This window comes from Streptomyces saintjeani (genome assembly GCF_055409605.1).
On the sequence record NZ_CP189624.1, the window covers coordinates 2524351 to 2545861 of the forward strand.

Annotated in this window: 20 protein-coding genes; 6 read left to right on the top strand and 14 right to left on the bottom strand. The window is 70.9% G+C overall.

Features of this window, described 5'->3' with window-relative positions:
* Positions 1-56: 56 nt before the first annotated feature.
* A complete protein-coding gene (locus ACQCO7_RS11250; protein ID WP_464071687.1) occupies positions 57-1412 on the bottom strand; it encodes a class II 3-deoxy-7-phosphoheptulonate synthase in 1356 nt (451 codons plus the stop codon).
* Between the two features lie 82 nt (positions 1413-1494).
* Between ACQCO7_RS11250 and ACQCO7_RS11255 the strand changes: the two genes are divergently transcribed.
* Both ACQCO7_RS11255 and ACQCO7_RS11260 read left to right on the top strand, forming a co-directional pair.
* A complete protein-coding gene (locus ACQCO7_RS11255) occupies positions 1495-1551 on the top strand; it encodes a trp operon leader peptide (protein WP_107502881.1) in 57 nt (18 codons plus the stop codon).
* Between the two features lie 88 nt (positions 1552-1639).
* Entirely contained in the window at positions 1640-3460 is a 1821-nt protein-coding gene (locus tag ACQCO7_RS11260) for an anthranilate synthase family protein (protein ID WP_464071688.1), read from the top strand.
* On the opposite strand, the gene ACQCO7_RS11265 is transcribed toward ACQCO7_RS11260, so the two are convergent.
* From ACQCO7_RS11265 to ACQCO7_RS11280, 4 genes are read right to left on the bottom strand one after another with little or no spacing between them, the layout of a single operon-like run.
* Entirely contained in the window at positions 3457-4485 is a 1029-nt protein-coding gene (locus ACQCO7_RS11265) for a 6-phosphofructokinase (protein ID WP_464071689.1), read from the bottom strand. The genes ACQCO7_RS11260 and ACQCO7_RS11265 overlap by 4 nt on opposite strands.
* A 54-nt stretch (positions 4486-4539) precedes the next feature.
* Positions 4540-5208: a response regulator gene (locus ACQCO7_RS11270; RefSeq protein WP_464071690.1), complete on the bottom strand. Its 669-nt coding sequence runs from the start codon at positions 5206-5208 to the stop codon at positions 4540-4542.
* Complete coding sequence (gene macS, locus ACQCO7_RS11275) at positions 5205-6404, bottom strand: MacS family sensor histidine kinase (RefSeq protein WP_464071691.1); 1200 nt, start codon at positions 6402-6404, stop codon at positions 5205-5207. The genes ACQCO7_RS11270 and macS overlap by 4 nt, the downstream gene beginning before the upstream one ends.
* A gap of 42 nt (positions 6405-6446) precedes the next feature.
* Positions 6447-7190, bottom strand: a complete 744-nt coding sequence (locus ACQCO7_RS11280) for a lysophospholipid acyltransferase family protein (RefSeq protein WP_464071692.1) — start codon at positions 7188-7190, stop codon at positions 6447-6449.
* Positions 7191-7348: 158 nt separating this feature from the next.
* Between ACQCO7_RS11280 and ACQCO7_RS11285 the strand changes: the two genes are divergently transcribed.
* Positions 7349-8134 carry an alpha/beta hydrolase gene (locus tag ACQCO7_RS11285; RefSeq protein WP_464071693.1) on the top strand — a complete coding sequence of 262 codons (786 nt, stop codon included), beginning with the start codon at positions 7349-7351 and terminating at the stop codon, positions 8132-8134.
* The gene (locus tag ACQCO7_RS11290) at positions 8127-8717 is read left to right on the top strand and encodes a hypothetical protein (protein WP_464071694.1); all 591 of its coding nucleotides are present in this window, start codon (positions 8127-8129) and stop codon (positions 8715-8717) included. The genes ACQCO7_RS11285 and ACQCO7_RS11290 overlap by 8 nt, the downstream gene beginning before the upstream one ends.
* On the opposite strand, the gene ACQCO7_RS11295 is transcribed toward ACQCO7_RS11290, so the two are convergent.
* The 6 genes from ACQCO7_RS11295 to ACQCO7_RS11320 form a co-directional block, all read right to left on the bottom strand.
* The gene (locus ACQCO7_RS11295; protein ID WP_464071695.1) at positions 8714-9430 is read right to left on the bottom strand and encodes an endonuclease/exonuclease/phosphatase family protein; all 717 of its coding nucleotides are present in this window, start codon (positions 9428-9430) and stop codon (positions 8714-8716) included. The genes ACQCO7_RS11290 and ACQCO7_RS11295 overlap by 4 nt on opposite strands.
* A 152-nt stretch (positions 9431-9582) precedes the next feature.
* Complete coding sequence (locus ACQCO7_RS11300; RefSeq protein ID WP_464071696.1) at positions 9583-10536, bottom strand: ROK family glucokinase; 954 nt, start codon at positions 10534-10536, stop codon at positions 9583-9585.
* 148 nt (positions 10537-10684) lie between these two features.
* Positions 10685-11149, bottom strand: coding sequence for a DUF5304 domain-containing protein (locus ACQCO7_RS11305; protein ID WP_464071697.1), 465 nt, complete (start codon positions 11147-11149; stop codon positions 10685-10687).
* A 53-nt stretch (positions 11150-11202) separates the two neighbouring features.
* Positions 11203-12345: an ArsA family ATPase gene (locus ACQCO7_RS11310; protein ID WP_464071698.1), complete on the bottom strand. Its 1143-nt coding sequence runs from the start codon at positions 12343-12345 to the stop codon at positions 11203-11205.
* Positions 12346-12690: 345 nt separating this feature from the next.
* The gene (locus ACQCO7_RS11315; protein ID WP_464071699.1) at positions 12691-13128 is read right to left on the bottom strand and encodes an SRPBCC family protein; all 438 of its coding nucleotides are present in this window, start codon (positions 13126-13128) and stop codon (positions 12691-12693) included.
* 85 nt (positions 13129-13213) lie between these two features.
* Positions 13214-13969 carry a metallophosphoesterase family protein gene (locus ACQCO7_RS11320; RefSeq protein ID WP_464077193.1) on the bottom strand — a complete coding sequence of 252 codons (756 nt, stop codon included), beginning with the start codon at positions 13967-13969 and terminating at the stop codon, positions 13214-13216.
* 278 nt (positions 13970-14247) lie between these two features.
* Here ACQCO7_RS11320 and ACQCO7_RS11325 point away from each other — a divergent pair, with 278 nt between their 5' ends.
* Entirely contained in the window at positions 14248-16044 is a 1797-nt protein-coding gene (locus ACQCO7_RS11325) for an AMP-dependent synthetase/ligase (RefSeq protein ID WP_464071700.1), read from the top strand.
* 19 nt (positions 16045-16063) lie between these two features.
* On the opposite strand, the gene ACQCO7_RS11330 is transcribed toward ACQCO7_RS11325, so the two are convergent.
* Positions 16064-17695 (bottom strand): GMC oxidoreductase, encoded by a 1632-nt coding sequence (locus tag ACQCO7_RS11330; RefSeq protein WP_464071701.1) that lies wholly within the window; start codon positions 17693-17695, stop codon positions 16064-16066.
* Positions 17696-17727: 32 nt separating this feature from the next.
* Entirely contained in the window at positions 17728-18870 is a 1143-nt protein-coding gene (locus ACQCO7_RS11335) for a glycosyltransferase family 4 protein (protein ID WP_464071702.1), read from the bottom strand.
* A gap of 191 nt (positions 18871-19061) precedes the next feature.
* On the opposite strand from ACQCO7_RS11335, the gene ACQCO7_RS11340 reads away from it, so the two are divergent.
* The gene (locus ACQCO7_RS11340) at positions 19062-20285 is read left to right on the top strand and encodes a glycosyltransferase 87 family protein (protein WP_464071703.1); all 1224 of its coding nucleotides are present in this window, start codon (positions 19062-19064) and stop codon (positions 20283-20285) included.
* Between the two features lie 53 nt (positions 20286-20338).
* Here ACQCO7_RS11340 and ACQCO7_RS11345 read toward each other — a convergent pair whose 3' ends face one another.
* Positions 20339-21475 carry a hypothetical protein gene (locus ACQCO7_RS11345; protein ID WP_464071704.1) on the bottom strand — a complete coding sequence of 379 codons (1137 nt, stop codon included), beginning with the start codon at positions 21473-21475 and terminating at the stop codon, positions 20339-20341.
* Positions 21476-21511 lie beyond the last annotated feature (36 nt).

Sequence of the window (21511 nt, forward strand, 5' to 3'; positions counted from 1 at the left end):
GTGCGAAGGGGCGCGGATCGCATGTGATCCGCGCCCCAAGGCATGAGCCGGTACCTCTACTGGTCGCGGTACATCTCCGCGACGAGGAACGCCAGGTCCAGCGACTGGCTGCGGTTGAGCCGCGGGTCGCAGGCCGTCTCGTACCGCTGGTGCAGGTCGTCGACGAAGATCTCGTCGCCGCCGCCGACACACTCGGTGACGTCGTCACCGGTCAGCTCGACGTGGATGCCGCCCGGGTGCGTGCCGAGGCCCTTGTGGACCTCGAAGAAGCCCTTGACCTCGTCGAGCACGTCGTCGAAGCGGCGGGTCTTGTGGCCCGAGGCCGCCTCGAAGGTGTTGCCGTGCATCGGGTCGGTCACCCAGGCCACCACCGCGCCGGACGCGGTGACCTTCTCGACCAGCTCGGGGAGCTTGTCGCGGACCTTGTCGGCGCCCATGCGGACGACGAACGTCAGCCGCCCGGGCTCCCGGTCGGGGTCGAGCCGCTCGACGTACTGGAGCGCCTCCTCGGCGGTGGTCGTCGGACCGAGCTTGACGCCGATGGGGTTGCGGATGCGCGACGCGAACTCGATGTGCGCGTGGTCGAGCTGGCGGGTGCGCTCGCCGATCCACACCATGTGCGCGGAGACGTCGTACAGCTTGCCGGTGCGGGAGTCGACGCGGGTCAGCGCCGACTCGTAGTCCATCAGCAGCGCCTCGTGCGAGGAGTAGAACTCGACGGTCTTGAACTCCTCCGGGTCGGTCCCGCAGGCCCGCATGAAGTTCAGGGCGTTGTCGATCTCGCGCGCGAGCTGCTCGTAACGCTGGCCGGACGGCGAGGACCTCACGAAGTCCTGGTTCCAGGCGTGCACCTGGCGCAGGTCGGCGTACCCGCCGGTGGTGAAGGCGCGCACCAGGTTCAGCGTCGACGCGGAGGCGTGGTACATCCGCTTCAGCCGCTCGGGGTCCGGGATGCGGGCCTCTTCGGTGAAGTCGAAGCCGTTGACGGAGTCGCCGCGGTACGTCGGCAGGGTCACGCCGTCGCGGGTCTCGGTCGGCTTGGAGCGCGGCTTGGAGTACTGGCCGGCGATGCGGCCGACCTTCACGACCGGCACCGAGGCGGCGTACGTCAGGACGGCGCCCATCTGGAGGAGCGTCTTCAGCTTGGCGCGGATCTGCTCGGCACCCACGGCGTCGAACGCCTCGGCGCAGTCACCGCCCTGGAGAAGGAACGCCTCCCCCTTGGCGACGGCCGCCATCCGGCTGCGCAGCTGGTCGCACTCCCCCGCGAAGACGAGCGGCGGATACGACTCCAGCTCCGCGACAACCTTGCGCAGAGCCTCGGTGTCGGGGTACTCGGGCTGCTGCGCCGCGGGCAGGTCGCGCCAGGTCGCCAGCGCGGCGACGGCTTGGGAATCAGCGTTCACGGTCACGGGCTCCACATTACGGGGTCGTGTCGACGGGTTTTCGCACGGCTCGAAAGGTGAGACACAGGTGTGCTGTAAGGTACGCCGCATGTTCGCGCACTCGACCCGTAACTGGTGGTGGACCGCTCCCCCGGCGGCCCGCTGATCTGCGCGTACAACCCACAGGCCGCCTCCGAGAGGCGGCCTTCGTGTTTCCCAGGGGTCCGTCTCTCCTCCCAGAGAGATCACACCGCATGGACCTCATCAACGACCCCCGCCCCTTCGCGCTCCTGCGCCGCCGCACGCCCGGTCACGACGGCGACACCGTCGAGCTGCTGATCGGGCCGACCGAGGTGTACGACCGCCTCGCCGACCTCCCCGACCACGGCCTCGCGCTCATCCCGTTCCGCCAGATCCGCGAGCGCGGCTTCGACGTCCGCGACGACGGCACCCCGCTGACCGTCCTGCGCCCCGAGGAGACCCGCGTCCTCACGCTGGACGAGGCACTCGCCCGACTCCCCTCCCACGACGTCCGCGTGGACGACGGCCGCTTCGACGTCGACGACGAGGAGTACGGCGAGATCGTCGGGCGGGTCCTGCGGGACGAGATCGGCAGCGGGGAGGGTGCCAACTTCGTGATCCGGCGGACGTACGAAGGTCATATCGACGGCTTCTCCCGGGCGGACGCTCTCGCGCTCTTCCGGCGGCTCCTCGTCGGTGAGCGCGGCGCGTACTGGACCTTCGTCGTCCACACCGGGGAGCGGACCCTCGTCGGCGCGTCCCCCGAGGTGCACGTCCGGATGTCCGGCGGGACCGTCGTCATGAACCCGATCAGCGGGACGTACCGCTATCCCGCCGAGGGGCCGACGCCGGAGCACCTTCTCGGCTTCCTCGCCGACGGCAAGGAGATCGAGGAGCTGTCGATGGTCGTCGACGAGGAGCTGAAGATGATGTGCACGGTCGGGGACATGGGCGGGGTGGTGATCGGGCCCCGGCTGAAGGAGATGGCCCATCTCGCGCACACGGAGTACGAGTTGCGGGGCAAGTCCTCCCTCGACGTACGGGACGTCCTGCGCGAGACCATGTTCGCCGCGACCGTCACCGGGTCGCCCGTGCAGAACGCGTGCCGGGTCATCGAGCGGCACGAGTCCGGGGGGCGGGGGTACTACGCGGGTGCGCTGGCGCTGCTCGGCCGTGACGCCGGAGGTGCGCAGACCCTCGACTCGCCGATCCTGATCCGTACGGCCGACATCTCCGCCGGGGGGCGGCTGCGGGTGTCCGTCGGGGCGACCCTCGTGCGCGGGTCCGATCCGGCGAGCGAGGTGGCGGAGACACATGCGAAGGCCGCGGGTGTGCTGGCGGCTCTGGGGGTACGTCCGTCCCGGCCGCGTTCCGAGCGGGGCCGGCCGCGTCTGGCCGACGATGCGCGGGTGCGGGCCGCGTTGGACGGACGCCGGTCCTCTCTGGCGCCGTTCTGGCTGCGGATGCAGGTGCCGTCGGCGGTGTCTGCCGGTCATGCGCTCGTCGTGGACGGGGAGGACACGTTCACGGCGATGCTCGCGCATGTGCTCCGCACGGACGGGTTCGAGGTGAGCGTCCGCCGCTACGACGAACCCGGGGTACGCGAGACCGTGCTCGCGCACCCCGGTCCCGTCGTCCTGGGCCCCGGGCCCGGTGACCCGTCCGACCTGGCCGACCCGAAGATGCGGTTCCTGCGGGAGCTGGCCGGGGAGTTGCTGCGGGGGCATCGGTACGGGGTGTTGGGGGTGTGCCTCGGGCACGAGCTGATCGCCGCGGAGCTGGGGATGGAGATCGTGCGCAAGGAGGTGCCGTTCCAGGGGGCTCAGGTGGAGATCGAGTTGTTCGGGAGGGCGGAGACGGTCGGGTTCTACAACAGCTTCGTGGCGCGGTGCGGTGAGACCGAGGTGGAGGTGAGCAGGGCCGAGAACGGCGAGGTGCATGCGCTGCGGGGGCCCGGTTTCGCGGGCGTGCAGTTCCACCCGGAGTCGATCCTGACCCTCAACGGAGCAGGGATCGTACGGGAGTTGATGGGAGCCCTGAAGCCGGTCGGCTAACCGAAGAAGACCCCCACCTCCTCGTACAGCTTCGGGTCCACCGTCTTCAGCCGCTCCGTCGCCGCCGCCAGCGGGACCCTGACGATGTCCGTTCCTCGGAGGGCGACCATTACTCCGTGGTCGCCCTCGTGGACCGCGTCTATCGCGTGGAGGCCGAAGCGTGTCGCCAGCCAGCGGTCGAAGGCGCTGGGGGTGCCGCCTCGTTGGACGTGGCCCAGGACCGTTGTGCGGGCCTCGTTGCCTGTTCGTTTCTCGATCTGCTTGGCCAGCCATTCGCCCACCCCGGACAGGCGGACGTGGCCGAAGGAGTCCAGGGACTCGTCCTTGAGGACCAGGTCGCCGTCCTTCGGCATCGCGCCCTCCGCGACGACCACGATCGGCGCGTAGGAGGCGCGGAAGCGGGACCTCACCCAGCCGCAGACCTGGTCGACGTCGAAGCGCTGCTCGGGGATGAGGATCGCGTTCGCGCCCCCCGCGAGGCCCGAGTGCAGCGCGATCCACCCGGCGTGGCGGCCCATGACCTCGACGACCAGGACCCGCATATGGGACTCGGCGGTGGTGTGGAGCCGGTCGATGGCCTCGGTCGCGATGCCCACGGCCGTGTCGAAGCCGAACGTGTAGTCCGTCGCGGAGAGGTCGTTGTCGATGGTCTTGGGGACGCCGACGCAGGGGATGCCCTCCTCGGCGGAGAGCTTCGCGGCGACGCCGAGCGTGTCCTCGCCGCCGATGACGATGAGCGCGTCGACTTCCTGCGCGGCCAGCGTCGCCCTGATCCGCCCGACCCCGTCCTCCTCCCGGTAGGGGTTCGTGCGGGAGGAGCCGAGGATCGTGCCGCCGCGCGGGAGGATGCCGCGTACGGCGGGGATGTCGAGGGGGACGGCGCGGCCGTCCATGACCCCGCGCCAGCCGTCGCGGAAGCCGGTGAATTCGTGGCCGTACTCCTGGACGCCCTTGCGGACGATCGCCCGGATGACGGCGTTGAGGCCGGGGCAGTCGCCGCCTCCGGTCAGTACTCCGACGCGCATGGGACCAGTCCCTTCGTCCTGCCGGTCTGACGAAGTGTCAGTCTCGCGCGCGGTTCACTCGTCGTCGAGACCCCGCTCGATCGCGTACCGGACAAGCTCGACCCGGTTGTGGAGCTGGAGCTTGCCGAGGGTGTTCTGTACGTGGTTCTGGACCGTGCGGTGGGATATGACGAGGCGTTCGGCGATCTGCTTGTAGCTGAGGCCCTTGGCGACGAGGCGCAGCACCTCGGTCTCGCGGTCGGTGAGCCGGGGCGCGTCGGACCGGTCGCCGCCGCCGGAGGAGGGCGCGGGGTCGGAGGCGAGGCGGCGGTACTCGCCGAGGACGAGCCCGGCGAGGCCCGGCGTGAAGACGGGGTCCCCGACGGCCGTACGGCGCACCGCGTCCAGCAGCTCCTCCGTGGACGCCGATTTCAGCAGGTACCCGGTCGCGCCGGACTTCACGGCCTCCAGGACGTCCGCGTGCTCCCCGCTCGCGGACAGGACGAGGACGCGCAGCGCGGGGTTGGCGGCGACGACCTCCTTGCAGACCTGGACGCCGGGTTTGGCGGGGAGGTTGAGGTCGAGGACGAGGACGTCGGGGACGGCGGCCTTGGCGCGGCGTACGGCCTGTTCGCCGTCCCCGGCGGTGGCGACGACGTCGAAGCCGTTCTCGGCGAGGTCCCGGGCGACCGCGTCGCGCCACATGGGGTGGTCGTCGACCACCATCACCTTGATGCCGCTCATGTCCTGCCCTTCTTCGGGACCGTCAGTTCCACCTCGGTGCCCTGGCCGGGCGTGGAGATCAGTTCGGCGCGTCCGCCGAGGTCGCGCAGCCGGCCGCGGATAGACTGGGCGACCCCGAGCCGCCCCTCCCCCTCGGCCTGCGCGAGGCGTCCTTCGGGGATGCCGGGCCCGTCGTCGCGGACGGTGACGATCACCTCGTCCGGCTCGTCCTCGACGAGGATCCAGGCGTGCGCGTCGTCACCGGCGTGCCGGCGCACGTTGTCCAGGGCGGCGCCGACGGCGGAGGCGAGTTCCCGCGCGGCGGCCGGGGCCAGCTCGACGGGGGCGCCGGGTTCGGCGAGGCTGACGCGGGCGGCGGCGTACGGCGCGAGCAGCGGCCGTAGATCGACGGGGCCGTCGGGGTCGGGTTCGTCGACGAGGCGTACGACGGCTCCCTCGGCGAAGTCCTCCGACACCCGGGAGACGGGGACGAGGCCGCCGGAGACCAGCGTGCGCAGGGCGACCTCCTGCTCGCCGGCCATGCGTCCCAGCTCGGCGGCCTCCCCGCCGATGACCGCGCCCCTGCGCTGGACCATGGCCAGGACCTGGAGGACGCTGTCGTGGATGTCCCGGGCGAGGCGTTCGCGTTCGCGGGTCGTGGCCTCGATCTCCAGGGCGCGGGCGAGGGTGCGCTCGGAGGCGCGGGCGACCTCGACGACGTACCCGATGGCGATGGAGGCGACCCAGACGAGGATCACGTTGTGGACGGTGTCGCGGGCGGGCGCCCCGCGCTGGATGAGGTTGGCGACCGCGACCGGAGTGGAGGCGAAGGCGGCCCAGCGCCAGCCGCCCTTGATGGCGAACGCGAGGACGGAGCCGGCCGTCCATATCGACGGCAGCGTGGGGCCGCCGGAGGTGATGCGCTCGTCGGTGACGGCGAGGGGGGTGAGGAGGATGCCGACGACGGCGATGGTGAGGTCGGCGGCGAGGAAGCGCTTCGTGCAGTTGGCGGCGCTCGCGACGCGGGGGATCGTCGCGAGCGTCCATATGAACAGCAGCGGGAAGTAGACGAAGGCGACCTCGGGGCGGTCGAAGTCGTCGTAGGCGCTGATGAACAGGCCGATCGCGTACAGCATGGTCAGGACGCGGTAGCCGGTGAGCGCGCGCCACAGCGGCTGCTCGACCGACATGCGCATGACGCGTTCCCGTTTGGGCATGTCCCCCCACTCCCCCATAGACAGAGACCCCAGGCAGAGACCTTAAGCCTCTTCGGTCTTCTCCTTCTTGGCCTGTGCGAGCTTGGCCTGTGCGAGCGCGGCCTTCTCGGCCTTGGCCGCGTCGGTGAGCTGACGCTTGGCGGCGGTGGCGTAGATGTCGACGTACTCCTGGCCGGAGAGCTTCATGATCTCGTACATGACCTCGTCGGTCATGGCGCGCAGGATGAAGCGGTCCTGGTCGAGCCCCTCGTAGCGGCTGAAGTCGAGGGGCTTGCCGATGCGGATGCCGGGGCGCATCAGCTTGGGCATGACCTGGCCGGGGGGCTGGATCTTCTCCGTGTCGATCATCGCGACGGGGATGACGGGGGCGCCGGTCGCGAGGGCGACGCGGGCGAGACCGCCGGGCTTGCCGCGGTAGAGGCGGCCGTCGGGCGAGCGGGTGCCCTCGGGGTAGATCCCGAACAGCTCGCCGCGCTCCAGGACCTCGATGCCGCTCCTGATCGCGGCCTCACCGGCGCCGCGCGCGCCCGAGCGGTCCACCGGGAGCTGGCCGACGCCCTTGAAGAACGCGGCGGTGAGGCGGCCCTTCACGCCCGGGGTGGTGAAGTACTCGGCCTTCGCGATGAACGTCACCTTGCGGTCGAGGACCGCCGGCAGGAAGAACGAGTCGGAGAACGAGAGGTGGTTGCTCGCCAGGATCGCGGGTCCCTCGGCGGGGATGTTCTCCAGGCCCTCCACCCAGGGCCTGAAGGTGACCTTCAGCGGTCCCCCGATAGCGACCTTCATCGCGCCGTACAACAACCGAGTGCCTCCTGTTTTGTGTCGAACAGACCTTAACCCGGCTCGGTGCGGAACAGGCCGACGGCCCTGGTCGGTGTCAGTGCGGTCGCGTACGGTGAACCACACGTCCCGCCAACGCGTCCTTGAAAGAACAGGAGCCCGAAGTGCCGGTCCTCCCCGGAGCAGAGCCGTTCCGCCACGAGGGCGGAGAGACCGGCGTCCTGCTCTGCCACGGCTTCACCGGTTCCCCGCAGTCGCTGCGCCCCTGGGCCGAGCGTCTCGCGGACCACGGCCTCACGGTCTCGCTGCCGCTGCTGCCCGGGCACGGCACGCGCTGGGAGGACATGGCGCTGACCGGCTGGCCGGACTGGTACGCCGAGGTGGACCGCGAACTGCGCGCCCTGCGCGAGCGCTGTACGACGGTGTTCGTCGCCGGCCTCTCCATGGGCGGCGCCCTCGCCCTGCGCCTCGCCGCGAAGCACGGCGCGGACATCACCGGGGTCGTCGTCGTCAACCCGGCGAACAAGGTGCACGGCCTCGCCGCGTACGCCCTTCCGGTGGCCCGGCACCTCGTCCGCACGACGCCCGGGATCGCCAGCGACATCGCGAAGCCCGGCGCCGAGGAGGTCGGGTACGACCGGGTGCCGCTGCACTGCGCGCACTCCCTGCGCGGCGCGCTGCGGAAGCTGGACGGCGAGCTGCCGCGGGTGACGCAGCCGGTGCTGCTGCTGCGCTCGGCTCAGGACCATGTCGTCCCCTCGGCGGACTCCGCGCGGATCCTGAGCCGGATCTCGTCGTTGGACGTACGCGAGATCGTGTTGGAACAGAGCTACCACGTCGCGACGTTGGACCACGACGCGGACCGTGTCGTCGAGGAGAGCATCGCGTTCATCGACCGGCTCGCAGCCGACAGGGGTGTCGCTGAGGAAGGGACGACGGCAGGTGGCTGAGCACGACTCCGACCGCGAGGACAACGCGGAGCCGGAGGACCAGCACGTCCCGTTCGACGAGGAGGCCGCGTGGGCCGCCATCGTCGCCGGGTACGGGGACGAGCCCAAGGATCCGCCGGGGGCGAAGCCGTTCAAGTCGGTGGAGGACCTGGCGCTGCTGGAGGCGCGGACCAACGACGACGAGAAGCCTCCGGAGAAGCCGGCGGCTCCCGAGGCGTCCGCCGAACCGCCGGCCGACAAGCCGCTCGGCGGTTCCGTGACGTTCGCGCCCGGTATCGGGCCGCGCGACTACTCGCCGGCCGAGCCCGGCGAGGACGACCTCGGCGAGGACGACGAGGGGCACTTCGTGCCCCCCGAGCCGCCGCCGCTGCCCGAGGCCGACGCGACCTCGAAGTTCGCGTGGCTCGGGGTCGTCGGGGGGCCGGTGCTGCTGTTGCTCGCCGTGCTCCTCGGGTGGGACATGACGTGGTGGCTCGCGACGGTCGGCATCGGCGGGTTCCTCGGGGGGTTCGCGACGCTGGTCATGCGGATGCGGACGGACGAGGAAGGGGACGACGATCCCGGGCGGGGTGCGGTCGTCTAGCTCGCGGGGATTCTGAGGGTGGCCAGGACCGGGAGGTGGTCCGTGGCCGCCCTCAGGTCGTTCTCCGTGATGCCGGGGTAGTCCTTCGGGACGCCCGCGGTGAGGACTTCGATGCCCTTCGTCGTGAAGATGGCGTCGATCCTGGTGTTCGGGGCGGTCGCCGGGAAGGTGTGTTCCGTTCCCCACGGGGCCGTCAGCCAGGTGTCCTGGAGGGTCTCCGCGAGGCGTTCGAACGCTCGGCCCGTGGGTGGTTCGTTGATGTCGCCGCCCGCGATCGCGTGGTCCACGCCCATGCCGGCGAGGCGGTCGAGGAGGGTGGCCGTCTGGTCGTAGCGCTCCTCCTCGTCCAGGGAGAGGTGGGTGCTGAGGACTCCCAGGCGGGCGTTGCCGATCCGGACGACGGCTGTCGCGAAGCCGCGTCGGTGGTTGCCGGTGGTGAGGGGGAGGAGGACGTCCTCGGTCCGCTCGACCGTCGTGCGCAGGGAGCAGAGGATCGCCGGGCCCGCCGCTGTGCCGCCGCCGGTGAGGACGACCAGGTCCGCGGCCCTTGCGAGGCGGGCGAGTTTCTTGCGCCAGCGGAAGAAGCGGGGGGCTTCCTGGAGGAGGACCAGGTCGGGGGTGGCTGCCTTGATGATGCGGGCGAGGGCTTGGGGGTCGTCCCTCATGGAGCGGATGTTGTAGGTGAGTACGCGGATGGTGGGGGGCAGGGGCATGGCGTCAATTTACGCCTAGGGGGAAGGGGCGCTGAGGTAGTGCGCGACTGCCGGTTGTGGGTGGCTGGTCGCGCCCACGCGGCGGCAGCCGCACATGGATACAGCCCCGCGCCCCTAAAAACGAAAACCTCGCGCCCGATGGGGAGCGATCCCTACATGATCGGGTCCGGTTCCCTTGCCAGGTCCGCCGCCCCTACCAACCCCGCGTCGTTCCCCAGGCTCGCCGCCAGGACGTCCGCCACCGGGCGCCAATTGCCGCCCACCAGCCACCTCTTGTACGACTTGCGGATCGGGTCGAGGACCAGTTCGCCCTCGTCCGACAGGCCGCCGCCGATGATGAACGCCGACGGGTCGAAGAGGGACGCCAGGTCCGCCAGGCCCGCGCCCACCCAGCGCGCCAGCTCGCGGTACGAGTCGACGGCGACCGGATCGCCCTGCCTCGCGGCCATCGAGATGTGCTTGCCCTCGATGCCGTCGGGGCTGCCGTCGCCGAGGCCGAGGAGGATCTCCGCGTTCTCGGGGGCCGCGTTGGCGCGCTGCTTGGCGTAGCGGACGAGGGCGCGGCCGGAGGCGTACTGCTCCCAGCAGCCCTGCGAGCCGCAGCCGCACAGCAGCCCGTCCGGGACCATGCGGATGTGGCCGAACTCGGCGGCGACGCCGAAGTGCCCGCGGCGGAGTTTGTTGCCGATGATGATGCCGCCGCCGAGGCCGGTGCCGAGGGTGATGCAGATGACGTTGCGGTGGCCCTTGCCCGCGCCGAACCTGTACTCGCCCCAGGCCGCGGCGTTCGCGTCGTTCTCGACGACGACCGGAAGGCCGGTGCGCTGCTCGACCTTCTCCTTCAGCGGCTCGTTACGCCAGTCGATGTTCGGCGCGAAGTACACGGTGGAACGCTGGCGGTTGACGTAACCGGCGGCGCCGATGCCGACACCCACGATCTCGTGCCCGGCGCGCGCTCCCTCGACGGCGGAGGCGATGGCGTCCACGATGCCCTCGGGCGTGCCCGGGGTCGGCACCTTGTGGGTCGACAGGATGGCGCCTTCCTCGTCGACCACGCCGGCCGCGATCTTCGTGCCGCCGATGTCGACGCCGATGGTGAGTCCCATGAATCCCTCAGTTTCGGTCGAGCCCCGCTATGGGCCACCGTACCGGAGGGGGGCCCGAGACCGGCCGACAGATGGGGGACGGCGTCGCGGGTCTGGGCACGCGCATCTGCGGCGTTGTCGTCGGTCACCCCCCATCTGTCGGCCGGTCTCAGTCCACGTCGATGCGCTGGCCCGGGCCCGTGCCGTCGTCCTTGTCGTCTCCGGTGTCGCTCTTCGTCCAGCGGTTCTCCTGGCGCTGGACCGCCGAGCGGTACGCGGCGAGGAGTTCGTTGCCGGCCGCGCTGAGGTGGTCGAAGACGTCCGGGTTGCGTTCGACGACCGGTTCGACGACGGCCTTGGCCTGCTGGACGACCTGGCGGACGACCTGCTGCGCCGCCGGGCCCGCGACCGCGCCGAGGAGGGGGGAGTTGAGGGTGCCGAGCCTGTCGGAGACCGCGTCGAAGAGCTTGCGGAGTTCCTCACCGGCCGAGCCGGGGGGCGGTCCGTACCGGGCTCGGCGGCGGGCCTTCTCCGCGGCCAGGTCCTCTTCGCAGGCGGTGGCCCAGGCGTCCGGGTCCGTCGCCCTCGGCGTCTCTTCGACCGCCTCACGTCCCTGACTGTCGTCGCTGCTCATGACGTCTCCCTACGGCTCGTCCTTACGACGGTACCCGAACGCGCCGCGCTCCTTCACCGGTCCTTCGGCCACAACTCCGGATCCGGCACGAAGCGCGTCCGCAACTCGCCGTCCCTGAGCGAGGCGCCCTCCACCGTGCACCGCCTCAGCACCGAGGGCAGCGGGACGATACGCCGGAACTGGCCGACGGTGACGACGAGTTCGTCCCCTCGCCGGATCAGGTCCAGCTGGTCGCGTACGGCGCCGGGGAGCGGGAGGGTCCACACGAAGACGCCGTCCTGCTCGGTGACCGGCCACTCGACGGGGTGCGCGGGGAGGGCGACGGGGGGTACGGCGAGGTCGTGGAGGTCGTCGGTGCCGCGTGGGTCTCTGCCGAGGTGGAGGACGGGTTCGGCGTCCCACTCGTCGAGCACCTTGCGCTGCTGGGCGACCGGGCCCGCGAGCCATCCCGCCTCGTCCGGGAGTACCCGGTTGGCGACCAGCGCTTCGACGGGCAGCCGCCGCAGCGCGCAGCCGAGCCGGGCGTCCCGTACCGCGTCCGCTCCGGCGGGGCCGGGTTCGGCGACGATCCGTACGGCGGTGCCGGGGTCCGCCAGCACGGCTTGCACGGCGGCCAGTTCGCCGTCCCATTTCCCGGCCGCCTCGTACAGCCACTCCGCCGGCATCGGCACGCCGGCCAGCCGGCCCAGCACCGGGCGCAGGGCGCGGGCGGCTTGCCGCTCGGCGGGAAGGAGCCGCCGGATGTACCGCCGCAGCTCCTCGGGGAGGGCCAGGAGGGAGAGCGCCTGAGGGGTGGCCGGCAGATCGACGACGACCAGTTCGAACCGCTCGGACAGCACGGCGTCCCGCAGCGCACGCAGGAGGCTGAGTTCCCCGGCACCGGGAAGGGGGGTCATCTCCTCGCCTTCGAGCCGTGAGGCACCGAGCAGATCGAGGGCGCCGGTGGCCTTCTCCTGGAACCGGAGAAGGTCGTCCCGGAAACCGAGGGAGGCGTCGGGCCGCCAGGCGGTGAGGTGCTCGCTGACGGCGAGGGGTCTGTCCCCGGTGGCCACTCCGAGCGCGGCTCCCAGACCGTCCCCACGATCAGCGCTGAGGACGAGGGTCCGGGTACCGGCGAGGGAGGCATCCAAGGCGGTGGCCGCAGCAAGAGTCGTACGGCCGGAACCGCCGGGCCCGGTGACCAAGAGAGTGCGCATAAGAATCAACGCTAACGGTTGACTTGCGGCTGCCGGTCGGTGGTGGCTGGTCGCGCAGTTCCCCGCGCCCCTGAAAAACCTGGGCTGAGGCAGTCGTAACAGCTAGCGCTCACGCGGCGGTAGCCGCACATGGATACAGCCCCGCGCCGCTGAAAAGACTGGGCTGAGCCGAGTGTCCGACTACCGCCGAGTGAGCGCGAGCAGGCATCACCGGCCTCAGCCGGACCTTGTCGAGGCGCGAGCCGTCACCGCCGGCCTCGGCCGTGTTTTTAGGGGCGCGGGGCTGTATCTATGTGCGGCTACCGCCGCGTGGGCGCGACCAGCCACACACGACCCGCACCCGAACTACTCGCTCTCCACCCTCTTCTTCAACCCCGCCAGCGCCCGGTCGATGATGACCTTCTCGGCCTTGCGCTTGATCATGCCCAGCATCGGGATCTTGACGTCGACCGTGAGCCGGTACGTGACCTCGGTCGAACCCTCGGACACCGGCTTGAGGGTGTACGAGCCGTCCAGGGAGCGCAGCATCTGGGACTTGACCAGCGTCCAGGAGACCTCGTCGGAACCGGTCCAGGTGTACGCGAGGGTCTGGTCGTCCTTGATCGCGCCCGCGTCCATGACGAGGCGGACCTCCTGGGCCCGGCCGGCCTCGTCGGACTTCAGGACCTCGGCCTCTTTCACCTCACCGGTCCAGTCCGGGTACCGCGCGAAGTCGGCGATGACCGCCATGACCTCGCCCGGTGCCGCCGAGATCGTGATGCTCGAACTGGTGTGTTCCGCCATCGCCGGGATTCCTCCAGATGCGGGCCGGTATGAAGTCACTGCGCGTGAAGGCTACCGCGCCCATGACCAGCCGACTTCACGCCCCTCACCACTCCAGGACCCAGGGCTTCCCGGACCCGGCGAAGTGGCCGACGTTGACGCACTCGGTGGCGCCGACCCGCATCCGCCGGGCGAGGGGCTGGTGGACGTGTCCGAAGAGGGAGTAGCGGGGCCGGGTACGGCGGATCGCGTCGAGCAGCGCACGGCTCCCCCGCTCGAAGCGACGCGCGACGGTGTCGTACACGAGCTCCGGCACCTCCGGAGGAATGTGCGTGCACAGGACGTCGACGGAGCCGAGCGCCTCGATCTTCGCGGCGTACTCCTCGTCGGAGATCTCGAAGGGCGTGCTCATGGGCGTACGAAGGCCCCCGCCGACGAACCCGAACGTACGGCCCCCGATCTCGGCGACCTCGCCGTCGAGGACGGTGGTGCCGGGACCGGCGTACTCCTTCCAGAGCGCGGGCATGTCGACGTTGCCGTAGGTGGCGTACGTCGGCGTCGGGAACGCGGCGAAGAGGTCGGCGTACTGCCTGCGGACGGCGTTCTCGATGACGGCCGCGCGGTCGCCGTCGACGGTGGACCAGAGCTGTCGGCCCAGGTCACGCGCCTCGTCGAAGCGGCGGGCGGTCCGCAGGGCGACGAGCCGGCCCGCGTTTCGCGCGCCGAAGAGGTCGGGGAAGATGCCGCGCGAGTGGTCGGCGTAGTCGAGGAAGAGGATCAGGTCGCCCAGACAGACGAGCGCGTCGGCGCCCTCCCCGGCGCGCGCGAGGTCGTGCGCGTTGCCGTGGACGTCACTCACCACGTGGATACGTGTGGTTGCCATGACGATCAAGGGTAGGCGGGGGGAGGCGGCGCGTGAACAGTGACGTCCGCAACCGCTGTTACTGGCCGGTCGGCAAGTCTGTGGACTACCGTACGCAGAGCAGTACCGAAGATGTGTGACGCAGCGAACATCTCAGCCGGACCCCCTGTCGAAGTCGCCATACCGACCGGTAACGTCCGGGCAGTCCACCGAGCCCTGGACCGTTCCGTCGCATCGCACAACGTCGTGGCGCCGGCGCCCTATGAGGAGCAGCAGTCTTGCGCGAGTTCAGCCTTCCGGCTTTGTACGAGGTCCCTGCGGACGGGAATCTGACCGACATCGTCCGCAGAAACGCCGCGCAGCACCCGGATGTGGCCGTGATCGCCCGCAAGGTGGGCGCCGCGTGGCAGGACGTGACCGCCACGGAGTTCCTCGCCGAGGTGCACGCCGCTGCCAAGGGCCTGATCGCGGCCGGGGTCCAGCCGGGCGACCGGGTGGGGCTGATGTCGCGCACCCGGTACGAGTGGACACTGCTGGACTTCGCGATCTGGAGCGCGGGCGCGGTCACCGTCCCGGTGTACGAGACCAGCTCGCCGGAGCAGATCGGCTGGATCCTCTCCGACTCGGGCGCGACGGCCTGCGTCGTCGAGCTGGACACGCACACGGCGGCCGTCGAGTCGGTGCGCGCCTCGCTGCCGGAGCTGAAGCACGTCTGGCAGATCGAGGCCGGCGGCGTCGAGGAGCTGGGCCGGCTCGGCCGGGACGTGACGGACGCGACGGTCGACGAGCGCAGCGCGCGGGCGAAGGCCGACGACCCGGCGACGATCGTCTACACCTCGGGGACCACCGGCAGACCCAAGGGCTGTGTCCTCACGCACCGCAGCTTCTTCGCGGAGTGCGGGAACGTCGTCGAGCGGCTGCGCCCCCTGTTCCGCACCGGCGAGTGCAGCGTGCTGCTGTTCCTACCGCTGGCGCACGTCTTCGGGCGGCTCGTGCAGATCGCGCCGATGATGGCGCCGATCAAGCTGGGCAACCTCCCGGACATCAAGAACCTCACGGACGAGCTGGCCTCGTTCAGGCCGACGCTGATCCTGGGCGTGCCGCGCGTCTTCGAGAAGGTCTACAACTCGGCGCGCGCGAAGGCGCAGGCCGACGGCAAGGGCGCGATCTTCGACAAGGCCGCCGACACGGCGATCGCCTACAGCAAGGCGCTCGACCTGCCGTCGGGTCCGCCGCTCGGGCTGAAGATCAAGCACAAGGTGTTCGACAAGCTGGTCTACAGCAAGCTGCGCGCGGTCCTGGGCGGCCGGGGCGAGTACGCGATCTCCGGCGGCGCCCCGCTCGGCGAGCGGCTCGGCCACTTCTTCCGGGGCATCGGCTTCACGGTCCTGGAGGGGTACGGCCTCACCGAGTCCTGCGCGGCGACCGCGTTCAACCCGTGGGACCGGCAGAAGATCGGTACGGTCGGCCAGCCGCTGCCCGGCTCGGTCGTCAGGATCGCGGACGACGGGGAGGTGCTGCTGCACGGCGAGCACCTGTTCAAGGAGTACTGGAACAACCCGGCGGCGACCGCCGAGGCGCTGGCCGACAACTGGTTCCACACCGGGGACATCGGCACCCTCGACGAGGACGGCTACCTCTCCATCACCGGCCGCAAGAAGGAGATCATCGTCACGGCGGGCGGCAAGAACGTCGCCCCGGCGGTGATCGAGGACCGTATCCGGGCGCACGCGCTGGTCGCCGAGTGCATGGTCGTCGGGGACGGCCGGCCGTTCGTGGCCGCGCTGGTCACCATCGACGACGAGTTCCTGGGCCGCTGGGCCAGTGAGCACGGCAAGCCGGCGGACGCCACCGCGGCGTCGCTGCGTGACGACCCGGATCTCCTCGCGGTGATCCAGACGGCGGTCGACGACGGCAACGCCGCGGTGTCGAAAGCGGAATCGGTGCGGAAGTTCCGCATTCTCTCCTCCCAGTTCACGGAGGACTCGGGTCACCTCACGCCCTCGCTGAAGCTCAAGCGGAACGTGGTGGCGAAGGACTACGCGGCCGAGATCGAGGCCCTGTACACGAAGTAGCCCGGCCCGGCAGGGCAGTTCATGGCGCGGTGTCCTCCACGAGGACCCGCGCCATCGTTCGCTCCGCCAGCGCGGTGATCGTGACGAACGGGTTCACGCCGATGTTGCCGGGCACGAGCGAGCCGTCGGTGACGTACAGCCGTGGATAGCCTTTGACGCGGCCGTAGTCGTCGGTCGCCTTCCCCAGCACGCAGCCGCCCAGGGGGTGGTAGCAGAAGTCGTCCGCGAAGACCTTGCTGGGCGTGCCGAACAGGTCGTAGCGGTAGATCGTCGCGTTCGCCGCGTTGATCCGGTCGAACAGCTTCTTCGCCATCGCCACGGACACGGCGCTCTGCGCGGCGCTCCAGCTCAGGCCGAGCGCGCCGTTGTCGTACGTCAGCGTCGCGCGCTGCGGGTTCTTCGTGATCGCCAGGTAGAGGCTCACCCAGTTCTCAAGTCCCGTGGGGAGCGGGGCCATTTCGGCGAACACCGGGTTGTCCGTGTTGGCCCAGTCGTCGATGCCCATCACCGGCATCGTGGACTGGTTGGCGCCGGTCGTGTCCCACAGGTGGTTGGCGCGGCCCAGCATGACGTTGCCGTTGGTGCCCCAGCCGGCGCCGACACTCGCGTCCAGGGCGGGGAGGGTGCCCGACTGCCGTGCTCTGACGAGGAGTTCGGTGGTGCCGAGGCTGCCGCCGCCGAGGAACAGGTAGGCGCAGCCGTACTGTTTCGTCTCGACGACCGTTCCGGCCTCGTCGATGCGGTCGGCCGTGAGGACCCAACTCCCGTCCGTGGCGCGGGTGATGGCGGTGACCTTCTCCAGGGTGTGGATGGTGACGTTGCCCGTGCCGAGCGCCGAGGCGAGGTACGTCTTGTCGAGGCTTCGTTTGCCGTAGTTGTTGCCGTAGATGACCTCCTGGCCCAGCGCCGACTTCGTCGCCGTGCCCGCCGCCTCCTTCTGCATGTACGTGAAGTCGTAGACGCTGGGCACGAACGTCGTTCTGAGGCCCGTGTTCGCCGCCGCTTTCCGCGATGTGCGGCTGAACTTGTACCACTCCGTCGACTCGAACCAGGTGGGGTCGATCGTGTTCACGCCCAGCATCTGGCGGGCTCTGGGGAAGTACGTGGCGTACATCTCCGTCGCGTCGACCGTCGGGAACTGCTCCGTGAAGTACGCCTGGTTGGGGGTGACCGCCATCGAGCCGTTCACGAGGGAGCCGCCGCCGACGCCTCTGCCGACGTAGACCGACATGTTCGCGAACTTCACGCGGTCCAGGACGCCGGGGTACAGGGGGATGTCCTTGTTCACGACATCCAGCCACAGGAAGCTCGCGAGGGGGGCCTCGGTGCGGGTCTTGAACCACATCGAGCGCTTGTCCGGATTCGCCGTGTTGCAGAACACCTTGCCGTCCGGGCCGGCCGTGTTCCAGGCGCGGCCCATTTCGAGGACGAGGGTGCGGATGCCGGCCTGCGCGAGCCGCAGGGCGGCCACCGCACCGCCGTAGCCCGAACCGACCACTATCGCCGGGGAGTTGTCGATGGCCTCGGGTTCTTCGGCGTGGGCGGACTGGAGGGAGATACGGGTGAGACCGAGGGTGGCGGCCGTCTGGAGGGCGGCCATGCCGAGGATCTGGCGTCTACTGAGCTGACGTTGCGTCAGATGTGCTGTCATATGCGGAGCATGGGGGGAATGGCGGGTTCCTGCTAGAGAAGCGTCCTCAACTTTTCCGCCAAGAGGTCCCAACGCCACTTCTCCTCGACCCACTTCCGGCCCCTCTCCCCCATCCTTCTCCTCAACTCCCCGTCCCCCAGCAGCACGACGATCCGCTCGGCCGTCTCCTCCACCGACTCGCCGTGTACGACCCACCCCGTCTCCCCGTCCAGCACCGCGTCCGGCGCGCCTCCCGAGTCCCCGGCCACCACCGGCAGTCCGGTCGCCGACGCCTCCAGGTAGACGATCCCCAGCCCCTCGACGTCCAGCCCGCCCCGCCTCGTCCGGCACGGCATCGCGAAGACGTCCCCGGCGCCGTAGTGCGCGGGCAGTTCCTCCCACGGGACGGAACCCGTGAACCTCACCGAGTCCTCGACTCCCGTCTCTGCGGCCAGCTTTCGCAGGTCGCCCTCGTACGGGCCGCCCCCCACGATCAGCAGCACCGCGTCCGGCTCGGCCCTCAGGATGCCCGGCATCGCGCGGATCAGCGTGTCCTGGCCCTTGCGCGGCACCAGCCGCGACACGCACACCACCACCGGGCGGTCCGTCAGCCCCAGCCGCGCCCGGACCTCCGCCCCTCCCGACCCCGGATGGAACGTCTTCTCGTCCACCCCCGGCGGCAGTTGGACCATCCGCGACGCCGCCTGCGCCGACAGCGCCCCGGCGATCCGCGACCGCGTGTACTCGCCCAGATAGGTGACCGTGTCCGTCGAGTCCCCGATCCGCCGCAACAGCCCCCGGGCGACCGGCAGTTGCGCCCACCCCGCCTCGTGCCCGTGCGTCGTGGCGACCAGCCGCCGCGCCCCCGCCCTCCGCAGCGCCGGCGCCATCAGCCCCAGCGGAGCCGCCGCGCCGAACCACACGGACGTACACCCGTGCTCGCGCAGCAACGACACCGCCCGCCGCGTCGCCCCCGGCGTCGGCAGCAGCATCGTCGTACGGCCGCGGACGACCGTGAAGGGCTGCTCGGCGTCGAAGGCGGCGGTGGCCTCGACGCCCTCGCGGGTCCGCTTCCACGTGGACGCGTAGACGACGAGGTCGGCGGGGTCGAGACGCAGCGCCATGTTGTGGAGGAACGCCTGGATGCCACCGGGGCGGGGCGGGAAGTCGTTGGTCACGATGAGGGTCTTGTGCATCGCGGCCGACTGTAACCGACCATGTACCGAGGCCGGACCAGGCACTCGACGACGGGCCACCGGCGACACGGCCGGCGCCCGACCCCACCCCCAGCAACCCACCATGTGCCCGGCCCCGCTTCATGGCTCTCCCACAGTCCCCCGGTGCAGGATGTGCCCGACATGTCGGTCAGGAACGGACAGGGGCGAAAGTGGAGATGCCGGACGCACGGCGGTCGTTGACCGGGCTGCTCGTCACCTGGGGTGTCACCCGGCTGTTCCTGCTCCTGTTCGTGTACCGGATCCTCCTCTTCCCGGGCCCCGACGTGACGACGGACGTCTCGGTGATCTACCGGAGCTGGTACGAGGTCCTGCGCACCGGCACGTTCCCCCTGCACGACGTGACCTGGCAGTACCCGCCCGCCGCCGCACTCCCGCTCCTCGCCCCGGCCCTGCTCCCGTTCCTCGACTACGCGTCCGCGTTCTTCCTGCTGGCCTTCGCCGCGGACCTGGCCGTCCTGACGCTGCTCCTGAACGCCGCGCACCGCCCCGGCCGCACCCGGCGAGGCGTGTGGGTGTGGGTCGCGGGCGTCCCCCTCCTCGGCCCCACGGCCTACTCGCGGTACGACATCCTGGTGACCGCGGTCGCTGTGGCCGCCCTCGTCGCGGGCGCCCGGCGCCCCCGTGTGATGGGCGCCCTGATCGGCTTCGGCGCGCTCCTGAAGGTCTGGCCCGCCCTGCTGCTGGCCGGAGTCGCCCGCCGCAGGGCATGGCTCGCGGCGACCCTGACCACCGCCCTCCTCCTCGCCGCGAGCGCCGTCGTCCCCGGCGCCTTCACCTTCGTCACCTCCCAGCGCGACCGGGGCACGGAGGTCGAGTCCCTGGGCGCGCTGGTCTTCCACCTGGCCCGGCACGTCGGCTGGCACGGCGAGGTCCGCTTCGTCTACGGCTCCCTGGAGTTCACCGGCCCCGGCGTGAGGGCGGTGAGCACGGCGGCCCTGTTCCTGACGTCCGCGGCCTTCGGCTGGCTCCTGATGTGGCGGCTCATGGCCCGCCGCTACTCGGTCCACACCCCGGCGGACGCGGCCTTCACCGCCGTACTCCTCTTCACGCTGTCCAGCCGGGTGATCAGCCCGCAGTACCTGGTGTGGCTGATCGGTACGGCGGCGGTGTGCCTGTGTTTCCGGGGCAGCCGGATGGGCCTCCCGGCGGTGCTGGTCCTGGTCGCGGCCGGGGTGACGGTGATCGAGTTCCCGCTCCGCTTCGACGACGTCGTGCAGAGCACCCCCCTCGGCGTGGCCCTGCTGCTAGCCCGCAACGGCCTCCTGACCACCGCCGCACTCACGGCCTGCGCCCGCCTGTGGCGCTCGACATCGGCCCGCCCGAAGCCACTGCCGCTCCCGACGCAACCGACCCGGGCGAAGGTCTCCTCCTGACCGGCAGCGCCCGCCGCCCGCGACAACGGGGGAAGCTGGAAGGGGCGTGAGCCTCAGCTCGCCAGTTGTTCCTTCACGTACGTCCGCCAGTCCTGCGTGAACTCCTCCAGCGTCACCCCGAGCACGCTCCCCAGCGCGCCCTCCACCGCCCCGGCCCGCTTCCCGTGTGCCCCGACCGCCTTGTAGAACGCGTCCAGCTTCTCCTCGCCCCACCGGCCGGCGATCAGCCGGCACGCCAGCCAGCCGCCCTCGTACGCCTGCGCCAGACGGGTGGCGTCCCCGCCGAATCCGAAGTCGGCGTCGGCGGGCAGCGCGGCGGGGACGTGGCCCTCGTCGACGGCGCCGCGCAGTTCGGGGGCGGCCTGGTCCGGCGTGCGGTCGGTTCCCCGGTAGCCGACCCAGTCCGCGTATCCCTCGGACAGCCACAGGGGGGTCGCCGCGTTGGTGTGGGCGCGGGTCGCGACGTGGGTGGTCTCATGCGTGAGCACGACCTGCCGGCCGACCTCACCGAGCATCCCGTACGCCTCCGGATTGACGACGACCCGATCGGCGGGCGCACGCCCCCCGGTCTCGCCGGTGGTGACGGCCGCGATCCCCCGGTGCGAATCGACGGACGCCCCCAGCAGCTCGGCCATCCCCTCCAGAGACGCGGGCACCACGACGACGACCTTCCGCGCCCAAGCGGTCCCCCAGGCGTCGGACACGGCGGGCACGGCCCGGTCGGCGAGATCGGCGAAACTCCGCAGCCGGTCGCCGGACTCCCCCACGCCCATCACGAGACTGTGCGCCCCCCGTACGACACTGACCCGCCCCTGATCCCACAGCTGCTCCCCGGCACCGTCCCCGGGCCCCTCCGACACCACCGACCACACCCCGCCCTCGTCCCGCCCCAGCGTCACCACCCTCGAGGCGGTGACCGGCACGGAGTCGTACCCCCGAACCCGATAACTGAGCTGGACATCAGCGGTGGCCCGGTCCCCGGCGGCATCGACGGCCCCCAGCCGATAGGACCACTGCGAGAACGGAACGTCGTAGGTGTTCCCCTCCCGCCCCAGCACGACAGAGGCCCGCCGATCAAGAGCGGCCTGCACCTCGGCCCGAGTGGACCCCCCGTCACCCCCGCCGCACCCCACGGCAAGCAGACACAGGGCTATAGCCCCCGACCACGGCACCCGCCTCGCACCAGCCATCGAGACGATCGTACGGGGGAGGACAAGAAGACGAAT